25 protein-coding genes are annotated in these 26,770 nt (G+C 55.4%); 10 read left to right on the top strand and 15 right to left on the bottom strand.

What is annotated here, in order from left to right; genetic code table 11:
- Window positions 1-214 precede the first annotated feature (214 nt).
- Window positions 215-2,809, top strand: a complete 2,595-nt coding sequence (locus tag ACFO3I_RS11120) for a TonB-dependent receptor (protein WP_377334059.1) — start codon at window positions 215-217, stop codon at window positions 2,807-2,809.
- Between the two features lie 36 nt (window positions 2,810-2,845).
- On the opposite strand, the gene ACFO3I_RS11115 is transcribed toward ACFO3I_RS11120, so the two are convergent.
- Both ACFO3I_RS11115 and ACFO3I_RS11110 read right to left on the bottom strand, forming a co-directional pair.
- Entirely contained in the window at window positions 2,846-3,778 is a 933-nt protein-coding gene (locus ACFO3I_RS11115; protein WP_377334058.1) for a GGDEF domain-containing protein, read from the bottom strand.
- 139 nt (window positions 3,779-3,917) lie between these two features.
- Window positions 3,918-4,538, bottom strand: coding sequence for a TetR/AcrR family transcriptional regulator (locus ACFO3I_RS11110; RefSeq protein WP_377334057.1), 621 nt, complete (start codon window positions 4,536-4,538; stop codon window positions 3,918-3,920).
- Window positions 4,539-4,835: 297 nt separating this feature from the next.
- Here ACFO3I_RS11110 and ACFO3I_RS11105 point away from each other — a divergent pair, with 297 nt between their 5' ends.
- Genes ACFO3I_RS11105 through ACFO3I_RS11095 form a run of 3 tightly spaced genes read left to right on the top strand, consistent with a single transcriptional unit; the run spans window position 4,836 to window position 10,658 of the window.
- Window positions 4,836-6,065, top strand: a complete 1,230-nt coding sequence (locus ACFO3I_RS11105; protein WP_377334056.1) for an efflux RND transporter periplasmic adaptor subunit — start codon at window positions 4,836-4,838, stop codon at window positions 6,063-6,065.
- 8 nt (window positions 6,066-6,073) lie between these two features.
- Window positions 6,074-9,241 (top strand): efflux RND transporter permease subunit, encoded by a 3,168-nt coding sequence (locus ACFO3I_RS11100; protein WP_377334055.1) that lies wholly within the window; start codon window positions 6,074-6,076, stop codon window positions 9,239-9,241.
- A complete protein-coding gene (locus tag ACFO3I_RS11095; RefSeq protein ID WP_377334054.1) occupies window positions 9,234-10,658 on the top strand; it encodes an efflux transporter outer membrane subunit in 1,425 nt (474 codons plus the stop codon). Before ACFO3I_RS11100 ends, ACFO3I_RS11095 begins: the two co-directional genes overlap by 8 nt.
- 186 nt (window positions 10,659-10,844) lie before the next feature.
- Here ACFO3I_RS11095 and glnB read toward each other — a convergent pair whose 3' ends face one another.
- Both glnB and ACFO3I_RS11085 read right to left on the bottom strand, forming a co-directional pair.
- Window positions 10,845-11,183 (bottom strand): nitrogen regulatory protein P-II, encoded by a 339-nt coding sequence (glnB, locus tag ACFO3I_RS11090; protein ID WP_377334053.1) that lies wholly within the window; start codon window positions 11,181-11,183, stop codon window positions 10,845-10,847.
- A gap of 7 nt (window positions 11,184-11,190) precedes the next feature.
- Window positions 11,191-12,804, bottom strand: a complete 1,614-nt coding sequence (locus ACFO3I_RS11085) for an NAD+ synthase (protein WP_377334052.1) — start codon at window positions 12,802-12,804, stop codon at window positions 11,191-11,193.
- Window positions 12,805-12,978: 174 nt separating this feature from the next.
- On the opposite strand from ACFO3I_RS11085, the gene ACFO3I_RS11080 reads away from it, so the two are divergent.
- On the top strand, window positions 12,979-13,491 hold the full coding sequence (locus ACFO3I_RS11080) for a GspH/FimT family protein (protein ID WP_377334051.1): 513 nt from the start codon (window positions 12,979-12,981) through the stop codon (window positions 13,489-13,491).
- 40 nt (window positions 13,492-13,531) lie between these two features.
- On the opposite strand, the gene ACFO3I_RS11075 is transcribed toward ACFO3I_RS11080, so the two are convergent.
- The 11 genes from ACFO3I_RS11075 to ACFO3I_RS11025 form a co-directional block, all read right to left on the bottom strand.
- A complete protein-coding gene (locus ACFO3I_RS11075) occupies window positions 13,532-13,933 on the bottom strand; it encodes a type IV pilin protein (protein ID WP_377334050.1) in 402 nt (133 codons plus the stop codon).
- On the bottom strand, window positions 13,930-15,279 hold the full coding sequence (locus tag ACFO3I_RS11070) for a hypothetical protein (protein ID WP_377334049.1): 1,350 nt from the start codon (window positions 15,277-15,279) through the stop codon (window positions 13,930-13,932). The genes ACFO3I_RS11075 and ACFO3I_RS11070 overlap by 4 nt, the downstream gene beginning before the upstream one ends.
- Entirely contained in the window at window positions 15,266-15,607 is a 342-nt protein-coding gene (locus tag ACFO3I_RS11065; RefSeq protein WP_377334048.1) for a hypothetical protein, read from the bottom strand. Before ACFO3I_RS11065 ends, ACFO3I_RS11070 begins: the two co-directional genes overlap by 14 nt.
- A gap of 13 nt (window positions 15,608-15,620) precedes the next feature.
- Complete coding sequence (locus tag ACFO3I_RS11060; protein ID WP_377334047.1) at window positions 15,621-16,553, bottom strand: PilW family protein; 933 nt, start codon at window positions 16,551-16,553, stop codon at window positions 15,621-15,623.
- The gene (locus tag ACFO3I_RS11055) at window positions 16,550-16,996 is read right to left on the bottom strand and encodes a prepilin-type N-terminal cleavage/methylation domain-containing protein (RefSeq protein ID WP_377334046.1); all 447 of its coding nucleotides are present in this window, start codon (window positions 16,994-16,996) and stop codon (window positions 16,550-16,552) included. Before ACFO3I_RS11055 ends, ACFO3I_RS11060 begins: the two co-directional genes overlap by 4 nt.
- Window positions 16,997-17,086: 90 nt before the next feature.
- Window positions 17,087-17,527, bottom strand: coding sequence for a type IV pilin protein (locus ACFO3I_RS11050; protein ID WP_377334045.1), 441 nt, complete (start codon window positions 17,525-17,527; stop codon window positions 17,087-17,089).
- Window positions 17,506-20,898, bottom strand: coding sequence for a pilus assembly protein (locus ACFO3I_RS11045; RefSeq protein ID WP_377334044.1), 3,393 nt, complete (start codon window positions 20,896-20,898; stop codon window positions 17,506-17,508). The genes ACFO3I_RS11050 and ACFO3I_RS11045 overlap by 22 nt, the downstream gene beginning before the upstream one ends.
- A 73-nt stretch (window positions 20,899-20,971) precedes the next feature.
- Entirely contained in the window at window positions 20,972-21,475 is a 504-nt protein-coding gene (locus tag ACFO3I_RS11040; protein ID WP_377334043.1) for a pilus assembly PilX family protein, read from the bottom strand.
- A 4-nt stretch (window positions 21,476-21,479) separates the two neighbouring features.
- Window positions 21,480-22,406, bottom strand: a complete 927-nt coding sequence (locus ACFO3I_RS11035; RefSeq protein WP_377334042.1) for a PilW family protein — start codon at window positions 22,404-22,406, stop codon at window positions 21,480-21,482.
- Window positions 22,403-22,804 carry a type IV pilus modification protein PilV gene (gene pilV / locus ACFO3I_RS11030; RefSeq protein WP_377334041.1) on the bottom strand — a complete coding sequence of 134 codons (402 nt, stop codon included), beginning with the start codon at window positions 22,802-22,804 and terminating at the stop codon, window positions 22,403-22,405. Before pilV ends, ACFO3I_RS11035 begins: the two co-directional genes overlap by 4 nt.
- Complete coding sequence (locus tag ACFO3I_RS11025; protein ID WP_377334040.1) at window positions 22,804-23,310, bottom strand: GspH/FimT family pseudopilin; 507 nt, start codon at window positions 23,308-23,310, stop codon at window positions 22,804-22,806. The genes pilV and ACFO3I_RS11025 overlap by 1 nt, the downstream gene beginning before the upstream one ends.
- A gap of 175 nt (window positions 23,311-23,485) precedes the next feature.
- On the opposite strand from ACFO3I_RS11025, the gene ACFO3I_RS11020 reads away from it, so the two are divergent.
- From ACFO3I_RS11020 to ACFO3I_RS11000, 5 genes are all read left to right on the top strand, one after another.
- Window positions 23,486-24,634 (top strand): PepSY-associated TM helix domain-containing protein, encoded by a 1,149-nt coding sequence (locus tag ACFO3I_RS11020; RefSeq protein WP_377334039.1) that lies wholly within the window; start codon window positions 23,486-23,488, stop codon window positions 24,632-24,634.
- Entirely contained in the window at window positions 24,634-25,098 is a 465-nt protein-coding gene (locus tag ACFO3I_RS11015; RefSeq protein WP_377334038.1) for a hypothetical protein, read from the top strand. Before ACFO3I_RS11020 ends, ACFO3I_RS11015 begins: the two co-directional genes overlap by 1 nt.
- A gap of 119 nt (window positions 25,099-25,217) precedes the next feature.
- A complete protein-coding gene (locus ACFO3I_RS11010) occupies window positions 25,218-25,658 on the top strand; it encodes a YybH family protein (RefSeq protein ID WP_377334037.1) in 441 nt (146 codons plus the stop codon).
- The gene (locus tag ACFO3I_RS11005) at window positions 25,655-26,179 is read left to right on the top strand and encodes a YciI family protein (protein ID WP_377334036.1); all 525 of its coding nucleotides are present in this window, start codon (window positions 25,655-25,657) and stop codon (window positions 26,177-26,179) included. The genes ACFO3I_RS11010 and ACFO3I_RS11005 overlap by 4 nt, the downstream gene beginning before the upstream one ends.
- Window positions 26,176-26,769, top strand: a complete 594-nt coding sequence (locus tag ACFO3I_RS11000; protein ID WP_377334035.1) for an RNA polymerase sigma factor — start codon at window positions 26,176-26,178, stop codon at window positions 26,767-26,769. Before ACFO3I_RS11005 ends, ACFO3I_RS11000 begins: the two co-directional genes overlap by 4 nt.
- Window position 26,770 lies beyond the last annotated feature (1 nt).

The following is a 26,770-nucleotide window of genomic DNA, read 5'->3' as shown; positions in this document are numbered from 1 at the left end:
GGCTAACGCCATAGGTCTGCCGCCAAAATCTGCTCACAGGCGCCTTAACCATTCATTACAAAAGTAACACTTGATTGCAATTTCTTCGCAGAAATTAGCCCTTGCTTATTTACAGGCAATTGCCGCCTGTACTATATCTGGTGCACCAACACTGTTGGTTTATTAATAACTTATAAAGAATGCAACAAGAAAAATCCAGTTAGGAAGGTAACACATGAAGAAGAATAAAATCCGGGTGAGTCCCTGCGCTTTGGCCATAAGCGCCGTACTATTCAGCCAACCTCTGTTTGCACAACAAGACGAAAAAACCGCTGACGTGGAACGTATCCAGGTGACGGGTTCGCATATCAAACGTACCGATCTGGAAGGACCATCGCCGGTCACTGTGATCAGCCGGGATGATATCGACAAATCAGGTTTTGATAACCTGCAACAATTACTCGAACGTTTACCATCATCTGGTGCCGGTACCTTCTCTACCCGGGGTAACAGCCAGGACTCAACCGCCAACGGTGCGGCCGCTATCAGCTTACGTGGTTTTGGCGCTGATGCCACTCTGGTGTTAATCAACGGTCGTCGTGTGGCCAGCAGTCCATTCGCCGAAGGCATCGTCAACAGCTTCGTTGATATCAACAGCATCCCGATGGCCGCCATTGAACGTGTCGACATATTAAAAGACGGTGCGTCCGCCATTTACGGTTCCGACGCCGTCGCCGGTGTAGTGAACATTATTCTGCGTAAAGATTACCGCGGCACCGACGTGACCCTGGGTTACGGTGGCACCACAGGGCCTAACTACAACGAAAAAACCTTTTCGACCGTCTGGGGCACCGGCGATGATAAAAGCAACATCACGCTGATCCTGGATTACTTCAACAACTCGCAAATTGATAACTCTGAACTGGGCCGGTTTGGCACCGCCAACCAGACGCCTTACGGTGGTGAAGATTTCCGCTCCTCCCGTGGTTACCCTGGCCGCTTTATTGTCGATGGCGAGCCAACAATAGACCCTGGTTGCCCTGCAGGCAGTCGCAATGGCGCTACCTGTCTGTATGATTATGGTCCGTCCTCTATCGCAGTACCGGAAGCCGAACGTATCGGTGCCATTCTGTCACTGAACCGGGAAGTCAATGACAACGTGACTCTGTTTGCTGAACTGTCAGCGCAGCACAACACCTCAACCGCAGGCGGCGCAGCGACACCGCTGGATGAAGGCGCCGGTTTAACGGTGTCTGCGTCTCACCCAAACAACCCCTTTGGTAAAGATATACAAATCAGCCGTTACCGTACGGTTGACGCTGGCAACAGACGCTGGGATATCAGCTCTGACACCCTGCGCGCTCTGGTCGGCTTACGCGGCCAGGTCAGTGGCTGGGATTGGGAAGCTGCAGCTCAAAAAGGCCGCAGTGAATCCAGCCAGACTGGCGATAAATCACAGGGCTGGGTACGCACCGACTTCCTGCAACAGGAAATTGATGCTGGCCGTTACAACCCATTTGGAGGAGTGCAAAACCCTCAAAGCGTGATTGACGCCATTACCACCAGCCTGGTGCGCCAGGGTAAATCCCATATGACCTCAGCCGACGCCCGCATCAGCGGCGAGTTATTTGACGTCAGCCATGGTGCCGTATCACTGGCCGCAGGTATTGAATACCGCAAAGAAGACGCCGTCGACGAGCCAGACGATCAATTCAAACGCGGTCTGATTTTCGGTACTGAGTCTGTATCTGCCGCCGCCAGCCGTTCACAAAAAGCGGCTTATGTGGAAATCTCTGTGCCACTGCTGGAACATCTGGAAATGCAACTGGCCGAACGTTATGACCACTACAGCGATTTCGGTGGCACCGCCAATCCGAAAATTGCCTTCCACTTCACGCCAACGGATGAACTGTCGTTCCGCGCCTCGTGGAGCCAGGGTTTCCGCGCGCCATCACTGGCTCAGGTTGGTCTTGGCCCATCGCAGGAATCTCAATTCTTCGTCGACACCTACCGCTGCCCAACGCCAGACGCGAGCAACCCAGCCTGTGCGTCAACCGACTACACCATAGTGTTTGCCGGTAACCCGAACCTGGAAGCGGAGGAATCAGAAAGCTGGAACGTCGGTACTATCTGGCAGGCGACCGAAGACTTTGACATCAGCCTGGATTTCTGGAGCATTACGCAAGACAACAAAATTGATGAAGTGCCATTCGGCGACGTCTACATGGCCGAATGTAACAACCAGGCCAGTACCATCTGTGTGCGTCGTGCACCACTGCCAGGCCAGACGCTGGGTGAACTGGATCAGCTGAACAATACCTTCTTTAACGTCAGCTCACAGGAAGCTTCAGGTGTGGACTTAAGTGCCAACTACAAATTCGACCTGAGCAGCATGGGTCTGGTCAAAATGCGTGGTGAATACACCTACCTGAATAAGTTTGAGAAAGATGGCCAGGATTACACCGGTGAATACCGTTATCCACAGCACCGCTGGACAGCGACTGCGGACTGGTCGTTAAACGATTGGGGTCTGGCCACAGTACTGACCTATACCGGCGAGTTTGAAGACACGCCGGATATCGACTTTGACGGTGTACTGGATTTCGAAGAAAACTCCTCACGCAAAGTCAAAGCTCAGCTGCTGGTCGACTTACAGGGCTACTACAACCTGAACGCCAACACCAAGCTGACCTTAGGTGTGAACAACCTGTTCGACGAAGATCCACCATTTGCTATCGGTGATGGCGACGGCGACCTGTACGGTTATGTCACCAGCATGTACAACCCTCGTGGTATGTATATCTACGGTAAGCTGAACTACAAGTTCTAATCTGTTGATTGCCAAAAAGGGCCTGCGGGCCCTTTTTTATTCGTCGAGCATTCTGTACAGCTCCACCCGGTTACGACCATTGCGTTTGGCCTGATACAAAGCCGAATCCGCTTCAATATACAGCGCTTCAAAACTGCTTTGGCCCTGACAAAAGGCCACGCCGATGGAGGTGGTCATACAGAGCTCAACGCTGCCGGCTTTCATCGGGTAATCGGCCAGTAAAGAGCGAATGCGTTCGGCCACCTGCAAGGCAGTTTTCGGTGTAGTTTCCGACAAAAACACCGCAAATTCTTCGCCGCCGATGCGGCCAACAATATCGTATTCCCGCAAAGCCTTTTTAAAACGAACCGCTGTGGCTTTGAGAATTTCATCACCAGCCTGATGACCATAGGTATCATTGACTGATTTAAAAAAGTCCAAATCAAGCAGCAGCAAGGCTGATGGTTTGTGCTGGCGTTGACAACGCGCCAGTTCGGTATCCACCGATTCGACAAAGCTGCGCCTGTTGGCCACTTTGGTCAGCTCATCCGTTAATGCCAGCTCACTTAAAGTCGCGACTTTGGAATTGAGCTGGTGTTCCAGTACTTTTTGTTTGGTAATTTCTTTGGCTTGGATCAGCATTTCCCCGCTGTCCAGCACCTGTTCGGAAAACAAAAACCAGCGACCATCCAGCAAATCCACTTCAAACAACCGAAATGGGTTGTGCCGGCGTTTTTGATGCGCTTCCTGCAACCACTGTTCGATGTCATTGGTCTCTATACGAATGCCTTTACGCCTGGAATACGACTGCCGCATCAGGTCATCAAAACGGATGCCCTGCATCAACGCCATATCCATGTAAAAGATGTCACAAAAGGCCAGGTTACAGCCCATCAGCCGATCATCGGCATCCAGAATGGCGTAACCGTCTTTACAGACTTCGATAAATTCGATGAGTTTCAGTTGGAATTTTTGGTCAACAAAAGTCATGAACAACATGCTCAATACAGACATTTTGTTAACACTAGCAGAGACTTAAGCCGCTGCCAGCATTCAGGAAGAACTTTGTCTGGCCAGAACAGACAGCCAAAGGTTGAGCTGTCTGCTCCGCCGAAGTGGTCACCCGGTATTACTTTTTACCAGGCCAGGCCTGCAGCACAGTGTCTGCCACCATCCGCAGGTCGGTGCAACTGGCACCGCTGGTGGCCTGAATGGCCATGCCTTGCAGTACAGCACCAATATAACGGGCGAGCGCCGCCGGATCGGCGTCTGCCGGTAAGTCACCTTCAGCTTGCGCTTTTTCCAGCCGTTCACGCAAAGCCACTTCGCCTTTCTGACGTTTTTCAATCAAGGCCTGTTTCACCGAAGCTCCGGCCTCACTGCAGGAAATGGCACCTTGTACAATGACGCAACCCGGTGGGCTGTTCGGATCGGCATTGGCTTTGGCAGCGCCACAAAGCATATGCTGCACCACCTGATAAGAGGTTGGCAGCTCAAGCGCCGGGTAGAAAAAGGCACAAGGCCGGTTTTCATACAGCTCAATGGCTTTTAAAAACAGCTGTTCTTTGTTGCCAAATGCCGCATACAGGCTGGGCTTGTTAATGCCCATGGCTTCGCATAAATCAGGCAACGAAGCGCCTTCATAGCCTTTCAGCCAGAAAACTTCTAAAGCCTTTTGCAAAGCGGTGTCCATATCAAAAGCGCGCGGGCGTCCTACAGATGGCGCTGCAGTAGAGGCAGTAGCTGACATCTCATACTCCGGACTATTAAAGTGGCTACAGGATAAACAGCTTTACAGCACTTGTCCAGCAAGGGATATTTACTACACGGTACATTATTGTATAGAATAGCAACCAGCTCAGTGCGTCTTCGCCTTGGCATATAACGAAAACCTGTTGTCACGTCTAAAAATGGTCTATTAATTTTTTACTACCCAGTACAAAAATAAATTGACTTCTTTTTCGCCTCCCATATATTTACCGACCAGTACAAAATTAAGTTGTATTGTGCCGCATCACCTCAAGGTAAATTTATTAAGGAGCAGGCCATGAGCCAGAAACACCGCATTCGACCCTTTTTACTGGGAGCTTTGGCTGCCGCAGTGTTAAGCGCCTGTGGTCAACCAACAGAGCAAACCCCCGGTGCCATGCAGGCCCCTGCGGTGCAGGTGGCTGAAGTAGTGTATGAAACCATCACCCACTGGGATGAATTTACCGGTCGCCTGCAGGCACCACAGACTGTCACCCTGATGCCACGCGTCTCTGGGTATATCGAAAAAGTCTATTTTGAAGAAGGCGCCCTGGTGCAACAAGGCGACCTGCTGTTCCAGATTGACCCTCGCCCGTTTCAAGCCGAAGTCAGCCGGTTAAAAGCCGAACTGCAAAGTGCCCAAACCGCTGAGCGTTTAGCCAGCAATGACTACCAGCGTGCCGCCAAACTGGAACGCAAAAGTGCCGTGTCTGAAGAAGTACTGGACACCCGTCTGGCCCGCAAACAACAAGCCATTGCCACTGTGGCTTCGGTCAAAGCCGCACTGGATAAAGCCGAGCTGGATTTGTCCTTCACCGCAGTGAAAGCACCCATCAGCGGTAAAGTGTCTTATGCACAAATTACCGCCGGTAACTTTGTCACCGCAGGCAGCAGCGAGCTGACCCGCTTAGTCAGCACCAGCACTATGTATGCGTATTTCGATGCCGACGAACAAACCTTCTTAAGTTATCAGCGCCAGGCGCAGCAAAGTAAAAACGCTGCCGGATCCGGTACTGTCTATATGGCTCTGGCCGGTGACAGCAATTTCAGCCATGTCGGCCGTATCGACTTTATCGACAATGCGGTGAACCCGCAGACCGGCACTATCCGTGCCCGCGCCAGCTTCGATAATAAAGATCAACAGCTGATCCCAGGTTTATTTGCCCGCATCAAACTGGCCGGTCAGGCCAGCAGCCAGGGCGTACTGATTGATGACAAAGCCATTGGCACCGACCTGTCGAACAAGTTTGTGCTGGTGGTGGACGCGAACAATCAGCTGCAGTACCGCGCTGTCACTCTGGGTGAAAAGATCAATGGCCTGCGTTTGATCAAAGACGGCCTGAATGCCAAAGACCGCATTGTGGTGAACGGGCTGCAACGGGTACGCCCCAGCATGGCCATCAGCCCACAAACAGTGCCTATGGCCAGTGACGAGCAGATAGGCCAGTTGCGTACCGAGCAGCAACAACTGGAACAGCATCAGAAACAACTGACTGCTGCCGCCGCCAATCAACCTGAACACGGGTAAGCACCAGCATGTTTTCGCAATTTTTTATCAAAAGACCCATCTTTGCCGCTGTGCTGTCGCTGCTGATTTTTATCGGCGGCGCGATCAGCGTCTGGCAATTGCCAATTACTGAGTATCCTGAAGTGGTGCCACCTACTGTGGTGGTCACCGCCAACTACCCTGGCGCCAACCCGAAAGTCATCGCCGATACCGTGGCATCACCTTTGGAGCAGGAAATTAACGGCGTGGAAAACATGCTGTATATGTCCTCCCAGGCCACTTCAGATGGCCGCATGACGCTGACCATCACCTTTGCCATAGGCACCGACGTGGACCGCGCTCAAACCCAGGTGCAAAGCCGGGTTGACCGTGCCAAACCACGTTTGCCACAAGAAGTGCAGCGACTGGGTGTAGTCACCGAGAAGTCCTCACCGGATTTAACCATGGTGGTGCACTTAACCTCACCGGACGATCGTTACGACATGCTCTATCTGTCGAACTATGCCGCGCTGAATATCAAAGACGAGCTGGCCCGGATTAAAGGTGTCGGCGAAGTCCGTTTATTTGGTGCAGGTGAATACAGCCTGCGGGTCTGGCTGGATCCCGATAAAGTGGCTGCGCTTGGCTTATCCCCGGCTCAGGTGGTGGCGGCAATTCAGGAGCAAAACCAACAGGCAGCTGCAGGCAGTCTGGGCGCTCAGCCTAGTGGTGACAGCGAATTCCAGTTGCTGATCAATGTCAAAGGCCGCTTGAGCACAGAACAGGAATTTGCCGACATTATTGTTAAAGTTGGTGACAACGGCGAAGTCAGCCGCCTGCGTGATATTGGCCGGGTTGAGCTGGGTGCGCAAACCTACGCGCTGCGCTCTTTGCTGAATAACAAAGGCGCTGTGGCCATTCCTATTTTCCAGGCCTCGGGTTCCAACGCTATTCAGATCTCTGAAGACGTGCGGGCCACTATGGCTGAACTGGCCAAAGGTTTCCCTGAAGGCCTGAATTACGACATCGTTTACGACCCGACAGTGTTCGTGCGCGGTTCGATTGAAGCCGTGGTGAAAACCCTGCTGGAAGCCGTGTTATTGGTGGTATTGGTGGTGGTGCTGTTCCTGCAAACCTGGCGCGCCTCCATTATTCCATTGGTTGCAGTACCAGTCTCGCTGGTCGGTACTTTTGCCATGATGCATCTGTTTGGCTTCTCGTTAAACGCGCTGTCGCTGTTTGGTCTTGTGCTGGCCATAGGTATTGTGGTCGACGACGCGATCGTGGTGGTTGAAAACGTCGAGCGGAATATTGCCGATGGCTTGTCGCCAATGGCGGCCACGCAAAAAGCGATGAAAGAAGTGACTGGCCCTATCGTCGCCACCACCCTGGTGCTGGCAGCAGTCTTTGTGCCTACGGCCTTTATGTCTGGCCTGACCGGTCAGTTCTATATGCAGTTTGCGCTGACCATTACCATCTCTACCTTTATCTCGGCTCTGAACTCACTGACCCTGAGCCCGGCCTTGTCTGCCCTGCTGTTAAAACCGCATGGTGCGAAACCGGATGCGCTGACCCGTGTACTGAACAAAGCTTTCGGTGGCTGGTTATTTGGTCCTTTTAACCGCCTGTTTGCCCGCGCGTCCAACGGCTACCAGCTGATGGTGCGTAAAGTGATCCGCATGGGCGCACTGATTGCGGTGCTGTATGTCGGTCTGGTTGGCTTAACTGCGGTGCAGTTCCAGCAAACGCCAACAGGGTATGTACCTGGACAGGACAAACAGTACCTGGTGGCTTTTGCTCAGCTGCCCGACGCGTCCTCTTTGGATCGCACTGAAGCGGTGATCAAAGAAATGTCGCAAATTGCTTTGGACCACCCAGGTGTGGCCAACTCCATTGCGTTCCCTGGTCTGTCGATTAACGGTTTCACCAACAGCCCAAGTGCAGGCATTGTGTTTGTCGGCCTGGATGACTTTGACCAGCGCACCAGCCCTGAGCTGTCGGGCAATGCGATTGCGATGCAGCTGAACCAGAAGTTTGCCGGTATTCAGGACGCCTTTATTGCGATTTTTCCACCGCCACCTGTGATGGGTTTAGGCACCATAGGCGGCTTCCGTCTGCAAATTCAGGACAGAGCGAATCTGGGTTATGAAGCCTTGTTTGGTGTGACCATGCAAGTGATGCAAAAAGCCTGGGCCACCCCGGAACTGGCTGGTGTGTTCTCCAGCTATCAGGTGAATGTGCCGCAACTGGATCTGGACGTGGACCGCACCAAAGCCAAACAACAGGGAGTGGATCTGGACGAAGTGTTCCAGACGCTGCAAGTGTACCTGGGCTCGACCTATGTGAACGACTTTAACCAGTTTGGCCGTACCTATCAGGTCAATATTCAGGCCGACGAGCAGTTCCGGCAAAACCCTGAGCAAATCCGTCAGCTGAAAGTGCGTAACAACAAAGGCGAGATGATCCCACTGGGTTCTTTTGTCAGCGTGAAGCATGTGGCAGGCCCGGACCGGGTGATGCATTACAACGGCTACACCACAGCTGAAATTAACGGTGGCCCGGCCCCTGGTTTCAGTACAGGTGAAGCGCAGGCTGCTATTGAGAAAATTCTGGCAGAAACCCTGCCACCAGGCATGACCTATGAGTGGACTGAGCTGAGTTACCAGCAAATTCTGGCTGGCCATACCGAGCTGCTGATTTTCCCTCTGGTGATCCTGCTGGTGTTTATGGTGCTGGCTGCGCAATACGAGAGCCTGACTTTACCACTGGCGATCATTCTGATTGTGCCTATGACCCTGCTGTCGGCGATGACTGGTGTCTGGATCTACGGCGGTGATAACAACATTTTCACCCAAATTGGTTTGATTGTACTGGTGGGCCTGGCGACCAAAAACGCCATCCTGATTGTCGAGTTTGCCAAAGAACTGCAAGACCACGGCATGAAAACCATGGATGCCATTCTGGAAGCAGCGAGGCTGCGGTTACGCCCCATTCTGATGACGTCTATCGCCTTTATCATGGGTGTGGTGCCTATGGTGTTCTCTTCAGGCGCCGGTGCTGAAATGCGTCAGGCTATGGGCGTGGCGGTATTTGCCGGCATGATTGGGGTCACTATTTTTGGTCTGATTTTAACCCCACTGTTTTATTACGCCTTAGCACGTCGTCGTGACCGTCAACTGGCTCAGGCTGACACTTCGGAGGAATCTGCCCATGCGTAACAGCATCCGACTGACCAGTCTGAGCCTGGCACTGGCGTCCACCCTGTTTGGCTGCGCCTCAGTTGGCCAGCCTTATCAGGCTCCAACCCTGTTTGCAGCACAAAGCCTGCCGCAGCGGTATCAGGTGGCTGAACAGGCCAGCGACTGGTTTGCCCAACTCGGTGACGCTGAACTGAACCGACTGATAGAACAGGCACTGCTGGCCAGCCCGACCCTGGCCGCCGCCAAAGCCAATGCTGATCGGGCTTATGCGGTGTTTCAGGATGCAGACAATGACGACTGGGCCCGGATGGACCTGGTCGCCAGTCAGCAGAACCAGCAAATTCCGGACAGTGCGGCGCAAAACGCCGGACAAATCCAGCGTCAGGCCAGCTTAGGTGGCCAGTTAAGCTGGGATCTGGACTTATTCGGTAAACTGGAGCAGGCCGCGGTGGCGGCCAATGCCCGGGCCGAAGCAGCAGGCTTAGCCTGGCAGCAGGCGCGTATCGCGCTGCTGTCTCAGGTGGCCAGTAGCTACGGCGATTACCGCGGCGCTGAACTGCGCCTATCGGTCGCCGAGCAGGACCTGCAGAACTTAAAACGCACCAAGCAGATTATTCAGGCCCGTCGCGACGCGGGTGTGGCTTCGGATTTGGAGCTGAGCCGTATTGATGCGCAGATTTACCAGCAACAGGCCTTTTTACCTGCACTGCGTCAGTTGAAAACAGCAGCACAGGCCACGCTGGCCGCCCTGCTGGCACAAAGCTCGCAGCAGTTGGTCGTCGCCAGCCAGGCCACTCCGGCCTTGCCGGCTTTTGATAACCCGGTGCAGCTGGACAGTCAGCTGAACTACCTGCAATTCCGGCCTGAAGTGGCGCAAGCCGAACGTGAGCTGGCCGCCAGCCATGCTGACATTGGCGTGGCCACAGCCCAGCTTTACCCTGAATTGTCGTTAACTGGCTTTTTGGGCTTTTTAGCCGCACCAGGCCTGAGCCTTGGCAGCGCCAACGAAAGCTGGAGCATTGCGCCAACCTTACGCTGGCAAGCCACTGAACTCAGCTCGATTCAAGCCCGCATTCGGGGTGCAGAAGCCTCGCAGCAACTGGCCGTCGCTAACTTCCAGAAGGCGGTGTTTGATGCGCTGGCCCAAATGCAAACGGCAATTCATGGCTACAAGAGCAGCCGCGAACGCGAACTGTGGCTGAGCCAGCAAGTGGCGGCAACCCAACATGCGGTGGAGCTGACCCGGGCGCAATACGACGCCGGTACTGTGGAATTTCTGCAGTTATTGGATGTGGAACGCGACTGGCTGCAAAGCCGGGATGCCCAGGCGCAACAAGCGCTGACCCACTACCAGCAGTTGGTCAGCCTGTACCAGGCTTTTGCCGGTGCCTTGCCACTGGCCGGCAGCCAGCAAGTGGCGATGCTAAAAGATTAACTTCAGGCCATCAAGCCTTGATGTTGTACCACCAGTCAGCCCTGCTGACTGGTTTTTTTATCTGAGAAACTGAATGGGGTCAGGTCTTGTATTTTGGGTCAGTTGGGGTCAGGTCTTGAATTTTGCGTTTCAATGCAAAATTCAAGACCTGACCCCAGCCCCCCAGACCTGACCCCAATATAGCTTTTAGACCGCTTCTTCGTCTTCTTCGCCGGTACGGATGCGGATCACCCGCTCCACATCGAACACAAAGATTTTACCGTCGCCAATGCGGCCGGTCTGGGCTGTTTTCATAATCACGTCGATGCAGCGGTCAACCTGGTCGTCCGACAGCACCAGCTCCAGTTTTACCTTTGGCAGAAAATCGACCATGTATTCGGCGCCGCGGTACAGCTCGGTGTGGCCCTTCTGACGGCCAAATCCTTTTACTTCGGTCACTGTCATGCCGGTGATATTAATTTCCGCTAAGGCTTCGCGTACATCGTCCAGCTTGAAAGGTTTGATAATGGCTTCAACTTTCTTCATAGGGTCCTCACCGCTGTTTCCGCATCCATGATGTGATGGGATATCGTCTGTCCTTGCCAAAGTTACGACGGGTCACTTTCGGACCAACCGCCGACTGGCGTCTCTTATATTCATTAATATCAATCAGATGCAGCACCCGGCGCACCGTTGCTTCATCATAACCCAAAGCGACAATCTCCGGCAGCGATTTGTCCTGCTCGACATAAGCGTCGATCATCGCGTCCAAATCGTCATAAGGCGGCAGGTTGTCCTGATCGGTCTGATCCGGCGCCAGCTCGGCAGAAGGCGGCCTGTCTATCACCCGCTGCGGGATCACAGGTGACAGGCTGTTGCGGTAAGCCGCCAGCCGGTACACCAGGGTTTTCGGCACGTCTTTAATCACAGCAAAACCACCACACATATCGCCGTACAAGGTACAGTAACCCACGGCGTTTTCACTTTTGTTGCCTGTGGTCAGCAACATACGGCCGGTTTTGTTCGACAGCGCCATTAACAGCACACCACGTAACCGCGCCTGCAGGTTTTCTTCGGTGGTATCTTTACCGCGGCCGGCAAAAAGTGGCGTCAGCTGCTGCATAAAGCTGTTGTACATAGGTTCAATCGACACCGAGCCAAACTCAATACCCATGGCTTTGGCCTGAGCTTCAGCGTCTTCCACACTCATGCCTGAGGTGTAAGTAAAAGGCAGCATCAGTGCCTGTACTTTGTCTGCGCCGAGCGCGTCCACCGCGATGGCCAGGGTTAACGCCGAATCGATACCACCGGACAAGCCCAACACAGCACCGGGGAAACCGTTTTGCACTACATAGTCGCGGGTGGCCATTACCAGCAGTTGGTACACTTCGGCTTCCAGACTAAGTGCCGCCCGCGGCTGAGGTTGTGGGTACAGGGTGTCGCGTGGCAACAGCTCCTGGGTATGTAACTCCGCTTCCGCATTGGCGCCACGGAACAACACCTCTGCACTTGGGCTGACCACCAGCGACTGGCCGTCGAACATCAGTTCGTCCTGGCCCATCACCTGGTTCACGTAGACAAAACCAAGCTTTAAGCGTTTGGCCAGCGTGGTCAGAATTTGCTCCCGCTGCGCCGGTTTACCCACACAATAAGGCGAGGCATTGAGCACCAATGCCCATTCTGCCCCTTCGCTTTTCGCTAGGGCAGCCGGGCCACCGTGCCAGATGTCTTCACAAATCAGCACCGCAAAGGTCTGGCCTTTCAGCTGGAAGGTGCAAGCCTTGTCACCCGGCGTGAAATAACGCAGCTCGTCAAACACACCATGGTTCGGCAATTCCTGCTTGTAATAACGGGCCAGCAACTGGCCGTTCTGAATCACTGACGCCGCATTGTACAGCGCTTCACCGTCACGCCATGGGTGGCCCACTACTAAAGTAACGGCCAGTCTGGCGTCCAGAATTTGCTGCAGGCCCTGCTCGACCAACTGCTGAAAGTCCTGCCGTAACAACAAATCTTCCGGCGGGTAACCTGTTAAGGTCAGTTCAGGAAACAGCAGTAAATCGGCACTGCTGGCTTTGGCAATACTCAGTACTTTTTCGGTGTTTTGTGACACAGCACCCACAGTAAAGGGCTGCTGCACCAGCGTGACTGTAACAGCGGAGGACATCTGGACCTGCCTGGATGGCTAAAATTGCGCTTATGGTAACTAGTTTTGCCTGCTGGCTCAATGAAGACAATGAGCAACAGCGCTTGCTGGATCCACGGACGCGTAAATTTTTATCCCGCTGGCGTCATAACCTCTAAACTTAAGCTCTGCCTGTCTCACAAGGAGTGTGAAGCCATGCAAGCCGCCACTAAATCTACTGCCGCCTTTAGCCTGATTGAGCTGTTGCTGGTGATCGTCCTGCTGATGTTGCTTGCGCTGTCAGCCAGTCCAAACCTGCGCGAACTCTGGCTCAGGCACAAAGCCCAGAGCTTTATGCATCAACTGGAGCAGCAACTGCGCTACAGCCGGGTCTATGCCATCAGCCAGCAGCGTCAAGTGCGGGTCTGCCCTCAGCTCGGCTCTGTCTGTTTAAACAACTGGGATTTAGCGCCACTGACCAGCACTGTACTGGCAATGCCTGGGGTCAGCGGTTTTGCGCTGCAGCAACTGGCGCCGGACCCGGCGCAGTTCAGCTTGAGTTACAGCAGGGAGCAACTGATTTTCCGGCCGGATGGCAGCCTGGACCTGTTGGGCTCAGGCAGTTTTATTCTCTGTGCCCGTCAACAGATGCCCTGGCATTTTCGCCTGAGCCTGTCGCAGGCCGGGCGCTACCGTGCCAGCCTGGTGCAAGGCCTTTGCCCGCGCTAAGGCGCCACCCCTTCGTCACCTGTTCGGCCTGACGCCGAGCCTAATGCATCCAGCAATTGCTGCGGGGGGCGCTCTGTTTTTGTCCCAGGCTGGTCAGCGAAAACCGCTGGCAATCGAGGTCCTGCTGCTGCACCGACACCGCCAACGCTTCCAGTTGATAGCCTTGTTCGGTCAGTTCAGCACTGATGCGGTAACGCCCCGAACTGGTGGTAATGACTTTGGCGGCTAAACCAAGCTCCGTCAGATCCGGGGTGTAGCGCTGTTGGTCGGCCAGCAGCAGCTCCTGCAAACCAGCCACTTTTAGCAGCTCCTGTTGCGCTTCCAGCCGGTAGCTGCGCAGCACATCCTGCTGGTACGCCGGCAGCATCACCGACGCCAGAATACCCAGCACCGCCAGTGCAACTAACAATTCAATAAGCCCGATGCCCTGCGCTTTCATCATTGGCCTCCTTGCTCTGTCTGGTACACAGCGAGCAACTTCTGCCGCGGAAAATGTTCGCGTAACAAGGGGCTGGCGCACTCAGCGCAATGCGCTTTTATCTCCAGCAATTCAGGCAACAGCACCAGCCCTGAGCTGGCATCCTGTAGTGAAAAGCCGCTATCCGACAAGCGCACTTTCAGCTCCCTCGCGCCATGTTCCATGTTCAAACGCCTGTTGCTGTACACTGCAGTACCATAGTGCAAATGCAGCGCCAGCAATGCGGATGTTACGGTTTGCCCACTGCAAGAGGGCCCGTTATCCAACCTCAGTTGCTGGTACCAAACACCGGCCGCCAGGGTAAAACGGCCATACAAAGGCTCGGTGAATTCTGCATACCAGCCGTCAGCATCCAGCAACTGCTGAAATGCAGCGCTTTGCCCCAGCTGCTCTTGCTGTTGATGCAGCAACAAAGGTGAATCAGCATGCTGTGGGTTCAAACGCAGCATCAGCAGCAAAGCCCCGCTGTCTTTTTCTGCACTGAGCAATAACAATGGCTGTGGTCTACGCCAGTGCATGCCGGCCGAAGGTTGCAGTGGCACCAGTGCCTCAATCAGCTGCAATTGCTGTAACCGGAACGCCCCCAGCTGACTCAAATTCGCCAGCAGTTCAGCCTGCGATAACTGGGTCGGGCTGTCATCGAGTAGCCAGATTTTCTGGTCGGCACTGGCCAGCAGTAAACCGGATGACGAGTGCTCAGCCCAGACCAGCGGCTTTGCAAATTGCAGCTCGCCAAGCGATTGTCCGGTCTCGGGGTTCAGCCGCAGCAATAAATGCTGCTCGGCCAACCACAGACTGTGCGGCGAAGCGGCCAGCAAACGAAGGTCCGACCCGGCTGACTGCCACAATGGCTGCAGCTGGTCTTGCTCCAGCCTGAGCGCATAAACACCAGCAGCATGTTCAGCAAACAACAGCCCCGCCGCGTGCTTTAAAGGCGCCGCAACGGCCTGGTGCGGGTTCGGCGCCTGATCCAGCAAAAACCAGGGCAGATACCACCAGCTTTGCGACTCACCTTTTTCAATATGCAACAAGCCCTGCAGGTTGGTTAGCCGTGTCCGCTCTGGCTGCAGCGGCAATTCAAGACTGGCGGCTTCCGGCTGACAAGGCGCAGTCTGCAAAACGTGCTGTAACTCCGACAACCAGTCCTGTGCCGCGGCATCGCTTAACCGCAACTGGGTAGCCAGTTGCTGATGCTGTGCCTGACTCAGCTGGAATAAATCCTGCCAGCCTGTCTCTGGCCAGTGGGTGTAAAGCGACAGGCTGCAGGCTGGCCAGCTCAGCAACAGCCACAACCAGCTAAGGGATTTCATCTGTGGCTCCGCTCAGTTGCTGGATTTGGACCAGACTCACCACCGCAAATTGTTGCTGTTGTTGCGTCAGGCTGGTGGTGGCGCAGCGAAATACCGGCTCAGACCAGGGGGCATAATCAGGCGGACATTGCTCAAAAACCAGAGCTGCTGGCTCGCCCTCCAGGGCCGCAGTTTGCTGATACAAACGAAAGATTTGCTGCTGCGCACTGATCCCAGCGCTGGCCATTGCCAGACTCAGTCTCGATTGATACAAGACAGCGCCCGCCATCATGATCAGCACAGCCCCTAACACCAACGTGCAAATCAGTACAAACCCCTGTTGTTTCATGATCCACTCCTTGTCATAACCTGCTGTTGTGAACCAATACCGCGCTGCTCAGCTGCAAACGGCGGTATGGGTCGCCCGGTGCTTGAAAACGCACCGCCCCTAACTGGTACGACACTGTGTTGCGATACCCCGGGTCCGGCTGCAGGCTTCGCAATAACAGGTAATAGCGCACACTAATGACAGGCTGCTGCCACAGCTCTGGGGTCATCTGGCTGCTGCTGAGCCATTGGTCGGTCTGCCCATCGGCGTTCAGGTCCAGCCCAAGTTCCAAATGCAGGCGCTCGACGCCATCCAGCACCGACTCCGCCGCCATCACCAGTTGACCGCTACTGCTGCGCAGCAGCCGTTTCCTCATCAGCACCGGCAGCTTGCTGCCATTCCAGCTTTGCTGCTGGATGTAATACACCACATGGTGATAGGGCCACAGCAGAAGCGCAGCCCCGGCCTCCCGACTGGGGACAAAGCGGCCGCGGCCTGCCGGGTCAAAATACACTTTGTTGGCCAACAACTGAGCAGAGGGCTCCGGGGAGCCCAGCAAACGGCGGATTTGCACCAGCTCAGAACCCGGGCTGGCTCCGGGCAAACAGTCCGGTGGCGTCAGCCCCACCATAGCGCTGTACAAAGGGCTGAACCGCTTGTCTGGCTGCGGAAAACTGCCCGCCTGATCGGCCAGCGCACAATCTGCCGCCGGAGCTTCGGCCGGCACCTGAGCCTCCTGCAATTCAGCCCAGCTTTTGCCAGCGACAAACCACAGGTTTTGCAATTCATTCTGCAGCAGCCGGTGTGCCAGTTGAGCCTGATGCTGCAGTTGCACCAGCTGTTCGGTTTGCAGCGCCGATTTACAACCTGTGACCACAGCCCCAATTAAAAAGCTCAGCAGGACCAGCGCCAGCCCCATGCTGATGCAAAGTTCGATCAGACTATATCCGGCACTGGACCTGTTCATCGGGTGCTCGTCAGGCTGGTACTCAGCCGCATCGGGGCAAGTGGGCATAAGTCCGTGGAGCGGGCCAGTTTCAACTGGCTACGCCAGCTCAGCTGCAACCCTGTTGGCCGCAGACAAAGCTGAGGATCCGGCAATAACGGCAATTGGTTGGGATCGAAACGTTGCTGCACGGCTTGCTGCACTGCGGCACTGGCTCCGCAACCTTCGTCAGCACAGGGGCCCATAGCCTGCGACGCTGGTTGCCAGTCACGGCCAGCCGCAACGCTGTCGGCATACAGAGTGGCCAAATCGGCCAGCGCAGCACTGGCCTGAGTGTATTGCGCAGCCAGCATCACCTGCTGACGGGCGGTTAACAAGGCGAGTAAGGAGCCCAACGCCAGCACAGCAGCCAGTGTCAGGCTGATCAGAAGTTCAATCAGAGTAAAACCAGAACTGCACGGCATATCCTTTGCCCCTGTTCACGATCCACTCAACTAAGCCTACTTCGGGACAGCTAAAGATCAATAGCGGATCCGATGGTCACACCTCGGAGCTTACCAACAGGCGTTGACCGCCTCGGCACTGCCGGAGCCATTAGCGGTTTTAATCCCGGCCTGGTTGTAGCTGAATGAAGTGCAGCTGTCGCTGGCCTGATGGCCTTCGGCAGCGGCATTGAGAGTAAAAGTGCGGCTATCCAGATTCGTCAGTTCAAAGCTGAATTTGCCCGCCAGGTCACGGCTGCACTGCAAGTCGGGTAAGGCGGTGTCTTCGCCGTTGTTGCTGGCATAGGTCAGGTTGGCACTGTACACCTGCTCCATAAACTGCGCCTGCTCCAATAAGCAGGCGGTCACAGCAGCCCGGCCGCCGCGCAGCACATAGTCGGTATAACTTGGATAAGCGATAGCGGCCAGCATCCCCACTATGGTGACGGCCACCAATAACTCGATCAGCGAAAAGCCGCTGACCGGCCGCTTTATTGTTCCACTTCGCGCCATGACATGCGGCCCCTTCGCAGCTGAGTATTGACGTCCAGATTCACCACATTGGTGTCGGCCAGCCCTACCGCCATCTGGTTTTCGAAAAATAACGGTTCGGTCGGCATGCTGTCAAAACGCAGGCCGGACAACACCCAGACCTCGTCGCCCTGCACCACGCCGTCGGCGTCGGTAAATTCGGCATCGTCGGTAAAATCAAAAAAGTGAATCTTCAACCGGCTGCCACTAAAGGGATCCACCGTCATCACATAACCATCGCCTTGTGGATTACACAGGTTGCTGTCTGGAATAATGCTGGTGACCACCAGCGCATCCCCAATTAAACGCGGCGACGCGACTATGCGTTCGCGGTCGTCCGGCAGGTTCATGTACCAGCCACGCAAACCGGCCATATCATTGGCGCTGGCAGGTGATACCAGACGGGCGGCCGCGCCGGACGAATGCAAGACATTGGTCAGGGTACGCTCTTTTAGCTGGGCCCGGCCGGACAGCACTTCACCGTCCATAATGCCGTACCAGCTTTGCTCGCTGTCCAGCTGCGGGTCTTGCTCTTCCAGATAACGGCCAGTGCCAAAAAAGGCCCACAACTGGCCGCTGGCAGGCTCTGTCGCTAACACCACTCCGCCGGTAATAGGCTGGGCATTATTCAGGCTGTCCCGCGCCCTGAACAGCGGTTGGCCACTGTAAGCCACAGACCACTGCGCTGGATTGCTGGCCGACAGATCGAATTTCCACAAATTGCCCTGCAAGTCACCGGCAAAGAACCAATCGGTATTGCCGTTGCGGTCATAGTCCCAGCCTTCTGCTGCGCCTAAGCCATTGTCCCCGCTGCTGCTGGCTTCCAGGCCATTCACTATCGGCTGGCCTGTCGCCAGGTCCAGCACCAGCAAACCCACTGTGCCAGTACTGCTGTTGTAACCATAGCCGGTCACCAGTGCCCAGCTGCCGTTGTTCAGGCGGGTAATCAGTGCTTTGCTGGTACTGATCCCGAGCTGACTGAAGCTGCGGTCCCACAGCAATTTACTGCCGTCAAATTGCGACGGGTCTGTCACATCCAACGCGAATAAGTGCGAGCCCCCCCGGCCAGCGGAGCCAATCAAAATAGTGCGCCACTGGCCATTGATATAGACATCGGCGGTCACTGAGGTGCCATCCACATAGTAATCCTTGCGCACCACGCCACTGACATTAGGTTCGCTCAACTGCTTCAGGTTGGCTTCTGCGGTCAGCATGGCGCGTGGCACATAGGCAAACAGTTCACTGCCGCTGTCAGCAGAAAATGCGTGCAAAATGCCGTCATTGGCCCCCACATAAATCACCGGGGTCCGGTTGCGCTGTGCGGCGACAAAAGCCCGGTAACTGCTGGCTTCCGGCCAGTTGTACTGGTGGTAGTTGTAATTCACCGCCGCCCCAACATAGACAGGGGACGAGTTGGCAATGTCGCCCAGCGGCGTGCTGCGGTTGCGGAAGTTGCCGCCGTTTTGCTGCTCATTGCTGCGGTCTCCCTTCAGGTAATCCAGCACCAGACTGCTGCCAAGCGCCGCCTGCTGGCTGTTGGCACCGGAACTCAGGTTGGCCCAGCTAAACTCTGCGGCCGCGGTTTCGGTGCGGCCAAAATAAATCTGCCGGTCTTGCCAGTCGGGCAACTCTTCAGCGGCGCTCCAGACATAAGTTGTGGTGTCATCAATAGTGAAGTTCACCAGGTCGCCACTCCAGTCGCCGCTGTTAAAGCGGCCCTGATACACGTTTTGTTCGGCCTGCAGTGAGGTGGTGGTCCCGGCCAGATTAGAGCCCGATGCCACCCTGGCGATAATGGCTGACAAAGTGTTGGATAAACCAGCCGCAAAAGTGTCCGGGTCGGCGGCACTGAAAAAACCGCCCCGGCTATTCACGGCGGCATGCAATAGATCATCAATTTTCGCCGGCTGAGAGTTCAGCGGATTAGGCCAGGCAATGCTGCTGGCTGCGCCAATCGCATTAAAGGCAGTCGAACTACTGATGGTGCCTTCCACGCCAAGCCCGACACCAAAAGTCACCATGTGCTGCCAGAAGGCTGGGTTCACCGGGCTGGTCGGCACCAGATTATCCAGGTCGGTGCGCAGGTCGCGCTTCCAGTAATACATCGCCACATCGGCCAGCGTATTGCTGTAACTGTCAGAAAAAGGCCCGGCCACGCTGTACTGATAGGACTGGCCGCCAGGCTTGCTGATGGTCTGGTTATTGCTGGTACTGCCGTCGTTATTGCTGCGGGCTCCTGACGTATCCGCCTGTGACGCCGAGTCTTCACTCCAGTAGCCGTCCGTCATCAGAATGCTGTAGCTTTGCCGGCACATAATGTGTTCCGAATCGTCGTTACTGCCTGGCGTTTTGCCCCAGGGGCCGGCGTTGTCAGCGCGGGAAAAATACAAGCCGGCGTTGTTCAGCGCTTTGCGCAGCGGCGTGCCCTGATAGTCATAAACCCGCTCGTACAGCTGCTGATAAAAGGCACTGCGCTCAGCACCACTGAAGTTTCTGACGCCGGACACCAGGGTGCTCATACTGACCCCATCCACAGAGGAGCTGCCTTTATTAATGGCACCAAAGCCAACCCGCAGTGCTGCCGTTTGGGTCGAAAATGCCCGGCCTATACCTGCCTGAGCGGCCAACAAACGCGAGCGGTAATAGGTGTACCAGTTAGCAAAGTTCTGAATTTCTTCGGCATAAGTGCAGACTCCGGCACTGCAATCGGTGCGGTTGTCCCTGCCCTCGCCGGAATAACTGGCGGTGCCAGCTGTGATATCCACCCGCGTATAGTTGGTGTAAGTGAATAAACTGCCCCCAGTGTGTCGGTAATACACCGCAGGATAAAAGCTGCGGCTGCCGCTGCTATTCTGGCAATTGGTTTTACTGGTGGCGCCGATGGTGCAGTAGCGCCAGGTCACGCTCTGAGTTTGACTGGTTGTCAGGTTGCGGCTGCCCAGTGAGGTGCGTACCGGATGATGATAGGCCGCCGTCGGGCTGGCATTGGGGTAAGAGCTGCCGTCTGCTTTAATCCAGGGTCTGTAAGTGATGGCCGGGTTGTAGTAGGACTTGTTCAGACTGAATGAACGCATCGCTCTGGCATACAGCGCTTCATTGCTGTTGGCGGCGTTGTAAGTGCCGGTATCACTTTCATCCCGGAACGACACCACCACATTACTGGTATCACTGGCGCCATAGATACCATCGGCGCGTGGGTAGAGGTAATACGGATTATCCGTGTACAAATCCGGGGTGATCTCCCAGTGCATCGAACCGGAATCATCAATCAAAAACAAAATATTCGGTTCAACCGAGCTGCCGGTTTGCAGCGGTGGCGAGGTTAAATCCAATGCCGCGCGGGCAATCGGCATCTGCAGCAGCAGGGTCAGTCCAACGAACCTGGCCCTGCGCGTCCATGATGAATAGTGCGGCATCTATCCCTCCTCAACGCCTGAACAGGCTTTGCAAGGTCACAGCGGAGCGTCCCGGGCTGCTGACCGAACGCGCGGTGATCCGAAAGGTCGGTGACAGGCAGCCGACCGAGATCCGATCTTTACTGGCGACATTGGCGCAATCCGGCGGGTGTGGCCAGTCTCCGAGGTATTCAATCAGGTACTGCGCCTGTTCCCCGACACCTTCAGCAGGCGGGGTTGCCGCAATCCACACCGAATCAGCATCCAGCCAGCGCTCCACAGCACCTGGCAGGGCCAGATCATAGATCCCGGCGTTATCAATCAATGCCACCGGATCCGCCACATTCAGCCGCTGCTCAGCCTCCAGCAAGGCGGCTTCCACTTGTTGACTTGTACTGAGCTGGTCGTACAGATTGGCGGTAATTTTTTCCTGAATTAAGCCCCCTTGCATACTGGAGGTCGCCACCACTGTGATCGCCAGCAGCAGTAACAACACCACCACTAAAGCCACACCTTGCTGCTTGCCATGCTTCATCGGCTCACCCCCGGTTTCGCAGCGTGATGTTGTACGACAAGGTCCGGCTGGCCGGAGCGAGCTCTGCGCCTGCTGGTGGCTGCAGCAACAGACTGACCCGCACCGCCAGCACCTCAGCCCAGTCCGCAATGGCATCCGCGTCTTGCCAAACGTCATCGGGCCCGGCCAGAAACTGCAGCTGAAAATCTTCCACGCCGTAAACCACCTCTTCAGCCTCTGCATCGTCCTGTGCGCGGTACAGCGACAAGGTCAGGCCATCAGCACTGGTGGCGACATACCAGCTGACAGAATCCAGCCGCATCAGGCTTGCATTGGTGGAAAACTGCCTGATATTACCGGCCGTCCCATCACACAGCCGCGGAAAGCCCAGGCCTGAACTGCAATTCACCACCCCGGCCTGATGCTCCACCCTGTCACCTGCCACGGCACTGGCAACAAAAATACTGCTCAGGGTTTCATCGCACAGTAGCAGTAAGTCACCGGCGACAAAACCGGTGTCGGCATTGAGCTGCAGGCTGGCAGCTGCCGCGTCATGAGCCACCACCGCGTAGCTGCGGCCAGCGGCAAACATCAGCCTCAGCGCATCCGAGTTTGGCTCTGGCGTCACCCCATTGATGGCCGGAGCCGGTTGTTCAAACCCCTGAATGCCCAGGTTCCAGACCGCCCACGGCTGACCCGCCACCGCATTCAGGCTCAGATTCACCAGCCGCACTGAATTGCCACAACCTGAATAGCCGGCACGCCGGATATCCTGCGCCAGCAAGGTATAACCTGAGCGGGTCGCTTCATTCAGTGTGGTCAGTTGCTGATTCAGCTGACTGGTTTTATCGCCCGACAGATACAGGCTAAGGGTCACGCCGGTTAAAAACAGCCCCAGCACCAAAGCAATCATCAATTCCGTCAGGGTGAAGCCGCTGGCCTTTTGTGTCATGGCCGCACCTGCACCACCAGTTGCTGACTGGCCTGAGTCCGTTCGTCCTCCCAGCTCAGCGACACAGTGTAAAAGCCGGAGGCAGCATCCCAACTCAGTTCAGGGCAAAGCGATGAAGCTGAGGCTTGCTGCAATTCGGCAACCCAGTCTGCCAACAGCTCTTGCTGGCAATCTCCGGCGTATGCCCCGGTTCTTGCCCTGCCAGCGTCCGCCCGCAATAACTCGGCCAAAGAATTCACCGCCAGCAGCAACTGGGTTTTCTGTTGAGCGCTTTGGTTCAGCCGCACCGAGCTGCTTTGCAGCGCCACCACACCCAGTACCCCGGCAGCCAGCACCAGCATCGCGACCAGCACTTCCACCAAAGCCACCCCGGCACTGCGTTGGCTGCGTGCTGTCATCAGGAACCTCCACAGGGATTCAGGCTGATTTCGGTCCGCCCAGCGGACCAAAGCCGCAGCATCCGGCCCGGACCATTGGGCGTTGGGCAGAGTTCGAACTGGTCATTCAACGGCTGGTTGGCAGCGGTGCGAAAAAAGCCTTGTGGGTTGAACCTGAGCTGAGCGGGCGCAAAAGACACGCTGGCATGGGTACTGAAATGACCAGCGCTCAGCACTGTGGCAGGTTCAGCCATATCGGCCAGCACAAACCCCTGCCACTGGCCGCCTTGCCCGGAGCAGGCAGTCAGCTCCGCATTGGCGTTACAAAGCACCAGCGTCTGATTTTGTTTAATGGCCTCGGAGCGGCCAAGCTGAAGTGCAGAGGCCAGCAGATGGGTATCGCTGCGGATGCGATTGCTGGCCACCAAGTCGTTAAATGCAGGCACTGCCAGCGCCAGCAGCACCAACGCCACTGTCACAGCGACCATCAATTCAAGTAAACTAAAGCCATGAACCTGACGACTCAAAACTCCCTCCAGTTCATACCGCTGAAGCACAAAGCTGGCTCCAGACTTAACTGTAGCAATAAAAAAACCGTCAGCAACCACAGGGCTCTGGTCGCAAATTCATTGAGCATCTATTGATAACTATTCGTATCCGCACTACTATCTAACGCCTTTTTCTGTGAGTGGTGCCTTGTTTATGTTCAAGCTGAAACAACGTTTCTGGTTTATGTTGCACGGTTGGTTGTCGTTGCCTGTCTGGCTGATCTTCTGCGCCGTGTGTCTGACCGGAACTATAGCGGTGTTCAGTCATGAGCTGACCTGGCTGACCAACCCCAATGCCCGCGCTGAAAACCCACAGCAATTGCAGGCTAAAGCCGTACCGGAACTGATCCGGGCTGTGCAACAAAAAGTACCGGACGCCGAAGTCAGCACAGTAATGGTAATGGAACCTTACCTGGTCAATGCCGTGCTGTTCTCCACCAAAGGCATGCCACCTGGCATTGCTTATGTCAATCAATACACTGGCGAAGTGCAGGAGCTGAATTACGGCCTGAACTTCATCAGCTTTATGCGTGCTCTGCACGGCTGGTTATTGTTTCCATGGGAAGCCAGCTACAGTGTCGGTTATTATCTGGTTTGCGCCATGGCGGTGGTGATGCTGGGTGCGTTAATCACAGGCCTGGTCATTTACAAAAATTTCTGGCGTGCTTTTACCGCACCTAAAATCCGCCTGAACCAAGGCCGTAAAACCCTGCTGACCGACCTTCACCGTTTGGCTGGCGTCTGGTCCATCTGGTTTTTACTGCTGATGAGCCTGACCGGCTTGTGGTACCTGGTGCAGGCTATTTTGTGGCACAACAGCGTGGAGTTTTATAAAGAACCGCCCATGCTGACCCAGCAACAATTACCAGCCGCCGGTCAGCAGCACCCGCGCTTCAGTCTGGACGATGCGTTGCAAAGTGCACAAAGCCAGTTTCCGCAGATGAAACCCTCCTATATAGGGATGCCGGAACATCATCGCGACGTGTATAAAATTTCCGGTTCAGGCGACTCTGTATTTTTTGATCAGTATTCCTGGTCTGTTTATGTCAGCCCATGGACAGGTGAAGTGCTGGACACCTATAGCCCGGAACAAATGACTGGCCTACAAACAGTGATGCATATTGCCGACCCGCTGCACTACGGCACTCTGGGGGGGATCTGGACCAAGGCCATCTGGTTTCTGTTTGGCCTGATTTTATCCGGCATGTCGATCACCGGCTTTATGATTTGGGGCAGTCGCACCGTGCGGGCCGCCCGTCACTCCACCGAGGCGCAAGCCACCACACAAGAGGTATTGTCCTGATGGCGCAACGTGAGAACAGCTGGTGGCAACGCCACAAATTTAAACTCAATGGCCTGGTGCTGATCCTACCGTTCTGGTTTTTGTATGAGTCGATGAATATGACCTTCCCTGCTGCCTTACCGCAGCAGCAAGTGGGGCCATTTACCGTCACCCCTTCCCCACTGACCAACAAAGCACCTTATCAGCATGACGGCGACTGGGTGAAAGACTTTATGCTGCAATTCTGTGATGACTGTGTGCCGCAAATTCGACAGGCCTATATGACCATTGCGGCTGAGCAGCCGAGTCTGGAACAGTTTGCCGAAGCCCATCTGGGTATTTTGCATGGCGACAACCATATGCAGCATGTGCATGCGTTGGTGCAATCGCCGACAGCCGCCAACCAAAAGCTGTGGTTATTGATTGAAGACTGGCAAGGTGAGCAACACATCGCCAGCTGGGAATTCACACTGCCTCAGTCCTGATCGTTTTTAAGCGGGTCTGCCGTTCACCGCAGGCCCGACAAAAAAATTTCCTCCACTGTCGATTTCCTTTTGCCCCACCCGACTAAGCTCTGAATCATCACTGAAACAGGAGCTTTACCATGTCAGCTACTCATCCGGTTTATGCGTTGCAACAAGCCTGGGCTTTAGCGGCCAAACGCCAGGACTTGCCACAAATCCAAAGTTTTTATCAATCAGAGTTCCTCGCTTTTGACGCCGTCAAACAGCTGCAATTTAATGCCAGCGACTACTTTGTGCATTGGGGCCAGTGCATGGAGTTCTGCCCGCAGCACAGCCACTTTGACCTGCATCAGGTGCAGCTGCACAGCAGCGGCGACCTGGCGGTGGTAACAGCACTGCTGTATTGCGCTGGGACCGACGAGCAAGGCAACACCCAAGGCTGTTGGTTGCGACTGACTCAGGCCTGGCAACTGCAGCACACTAACTGGCAGATTATTCATGACCACTTTTCAGTGCCTTTTGATATGGTAAGCACTCAAGTGCTGTTCCAACTGACACCCGAGCACGGAGAGTCCGCATGAAATACCTCTGCCTGGTCTACAGCAACGAACAGTTGCTGCACAGCCTGCCGGAAAGCCCACAGGACAGTGAGTGCATGGCTTATGCCCAGTCGGTGCAACAAAGTGGCCGCATGCTGGCTGCCGAAGCATTGCAAGGGGTAGCCACCGCCACCACTGTGCGGGTACGTCAGGGTCAGCTGCTACTGACCGATGGGCCTTTTGCAGAAACCAAAGAGCAGCTGGCCGACGCCGGTGTGCTGCTGGATTTAAATGGTCTGCACCCGCCCGCAATGGGCGCCCGGGTCAGCTTTGACAGTGGCAAGCCCGTGGTCACGGACGGTCCTTTTACTGAAACCAAAGAAGTGCTGGGTGGCTACTGGATGCTGAAACTGAACAGCCGGCAGGAAGCCATTGACTGGGCCTGCCGCTGCCCGGCCTCCGCCAACGAAATTATCGAGATCCGCCAGGTGCAGGAGCTGGAAGATTTCCCGCCAGATATTCAGAAAATAGCCGCAGATTTCCCGGATCTGCAGGCACAATGACCCCAGCCCATCTGCAAATAGCCCAGCTTTATCAGCAGCATCAGCGTGCCGTGCTTGCCACGCTGATCCGACTGCTGGGCGATTTTGATCAGGCCGAAGACGCCTGCCACGAAGCCTTTATTGCTGCGTTGGCCCAATGGCCGGAACAAGGAGTTCCGGCCAATCCACGCGCCTGGCTGGTCAGCACTGGCCGCTTTAAAGCCATCGACAAATGGCGCCGTCATCAGCATGAACACAGCATGGCTGAACTGCCGGAACTGGCCGACGAGACAGAAGAGCAAGACAGCACCTTGCTTAGCGATGACGAACTGCGGCTGATCTTTACCTGCTGTCACCCGGCGCTTTCGGTCGAAGCCAGATTGGCGCTGACCTTGCGTGAGGTCTGTGGCCTCACCACAGAGCAAGTGGCGCGGGCCTTTTTACAAAGCCCGGTCACTGTGGCGCAGCGTATCGTGCGCGCTAAACAGAAAACTCGTGCCGCCGGCATTCCTTATCAGGTGCCGTCCGATCAGCAATTACCTGAGCGGCTGGATGCGGTGCTGAAGGTGCTCTACCTGTTGTTTAACGAGGGTTACCATCAAAGCAGCTGAG

The sequence above is a fragment of the Rheinheimera marina genome, assembly GCF_042654345.1.
Lineage (GTDB): Bacteria > Pseudomonadota > Gammaproteobacteria > Enterobacterales > Alteromonadaceae > Pararheinheimera > Pararheinheimera marina.
Note: the sequence above shows the minus strand (reverse complement) of the source record. Positions and strands in the feature narration are given on the sequence as shown.

What these genes read in the sequence shown, in the direction of transcription:
- ACFO3I_RS11120 (WP_377334059.1), top strand. Translation starts at nt 215, where the DNA reads ATGAAGAAGAATAAAATCCGGGTGAGTCCCTGCGCTTTGGCCATAAGC.
- ACFO3I_RS11115 (WP_377334058.1), bottom strand. Translation starts at nt 3,778, where the DNA reads ATGACTTTTGTTGACCAAAAATTCCAACTGAAACTCATCGAATTTATC.
- ACFO3I_RS11110 (WP_377334057.1), bottom strand. Translation starts at nt 4,538, where the DNA reads ATGTCAGCTACTGCCTCTACTGCAGCGCCATCTGTAGGACGCCCGCGC.
- ACFO3I_RS11105 (WP_377334056.1), top strand. Translation starts at nt 4,836, where the DNA reads ATGAGCCAGAAACACCGCATTCGACCCTTTTTACTGGGAGCTTTGGCT.
- ACFO3I_RS11100 (WP_377334055.1), top strand. Translation starts at nt 6,074, where the DNA reads ATGTTTTCGCAATTTTTTATCAAAAGACCCATCTTTGCCGCTGTGCTG.
- ACFO3I_RS11095 (WP_377334054.1), top strand. Translation starts at nt 9,234, where the DNA reads ATGCGTAACAGCATCCGACTGACCAGTCTGAGCCTGGCACTGGCGTCC.
- glnB (WP_377334053.1), bottom strand. Translation starts at nt 11,183, where the DNA reads ATGAAGAAAGTTGAAGCCATTATCAAACCTTTCAAGCTGGACGATGTA.
- ACFO3I_RS11085 (WP_377334052.1), bottom strand. Translation starts at nt 12,804, where the DNA reads ATGTCCTCCGCTGTTACAGTCACGCTGGTGCAGCAGCCCTTTACTGTG.
- ACFO3I_RS11080 (WP_377334051.1), top strand. Translation starts at nt 12,979, where the DNA reads ATGCAAGCCGCCACTAAATCTACTGCCGCCTTTAGCCTGATTGAGCTG.
- ACFO3I_RS11075 (WP_377334050.1), bottom strand. Translation starts at nt 13,933, where the DNA reads ATGATGAAAGCGCAGGGCATCGGGCTTATTGAATTGTTAGTTGCACTG.
- ACFO3I_RS11070 (WP_377334049.1), bottom strand. Translation starts at nt 15,279, where the DNA reads ATGAAATCCCTTAGCTGGTTGTGGCTGTTGCTGAGCTGGCCAGCCTGC.
- ACFO3I_RS11065 (WP_377334048.1), bottom strand. Translation starts at nt 15,607, where the DNA reads ATGAAACAACAGGGGTTTGTACTGATTTGCACGTTGGTGTTAGGGGCT.
- ACFO3I_RS11060 (WP_377334047.1), bottom strand. Translation starts at nt 16,553, where the DNA reads ATGAACAGGTCCAGTGCCGGATATAGTCTGATCGAACTTTGCATCAGC.
- ACFO3I_RS11055 (WP_377334046.1), bottom strand. Translation starts at nt 16,996, where the DNA reads ATGCCGTGCAGTTCTGGTTTTACTCTGATTGAACTTCTGATCAGCCTG.
- ACFO3I_RS11050 (WP_377334045.1), bottom strand. Translation starts at nt 17,527, where the DNA reads ATGGCGCGAAGTGGAACAATAAAGCGGCCGGTCAGCGGCTTTTCGCTG.
- ACFO3I_RS11045 (WP_377334044.1), bottom strand. Translation starts at nt 20,898, where the DNA reads ATGCCGATTGCCCGCGCGGCATTGGATTTAACCTCGCCACCGCTGCAA.
- ACFO3I_RS11040 (WP_377334043.1), bottom strand. Translation starts at nt 21,475, where the DNA reads ATGAAGCATGGCAAGCAGCAAGGTGTGGCTTTAGTGGTGGTGTTGTTA.
- ACFO3I_RS11035 (WP_377334042.1), bottom strand. Translation starts at nt 22,406, where the DNA reads ATGACACAAAAGGCCAGCGGCTTCACCCTGACGGAATTGATGATTGCT.
- pilV (WP_377334041.1), bottom strand. Translation starts at nt 22,804, where the DNA reads ATGACAGCACGCAGCCAACGCAGTGCCGGGGTGGCTTTGGTGGAAGTG.
- ACFO3I_RS11020 (WP_377334039.1), top strand. Translation starts at nt 23,486, where the DNA reads ATGTTCAAGCTGAAACAACGTTTCTGGTTTATGTTGCACGGTTGGTTG.
- ACFO3I_RS11015 (WP_377334038.1), top strand. Translation starts at nt 24,634, where the DNA reads ATGGCGCAACGTGAGAACAGCTGGTGGCAACGCCACAAATTTAAACTC.
- ACFO3I_RS11010 (WP_377334037.1), top strand. Translation starts at nt 25,218, where the DNA reads ATGTCAGCTACTCATCCGGTTTATGCGTTGCAACAAGCCTGGGCTTTA.
- ACFO3I_RS11005 (WP_377334036.1), top strand. Translation starts at nt 25,655, where the DNA reads ATGAAATACCTCTGCCTGGTCTACAGCAACGAACAGTTGCTGCACAGC.
- ACFO3I_RS11000 (WP_377334035.1), top strand. Translation starts at nt 26,176, where the DNA reads ATGACCCCAGCCCATCTGCAAATAGCCCAGCTTTATCAGCAGCATCAG.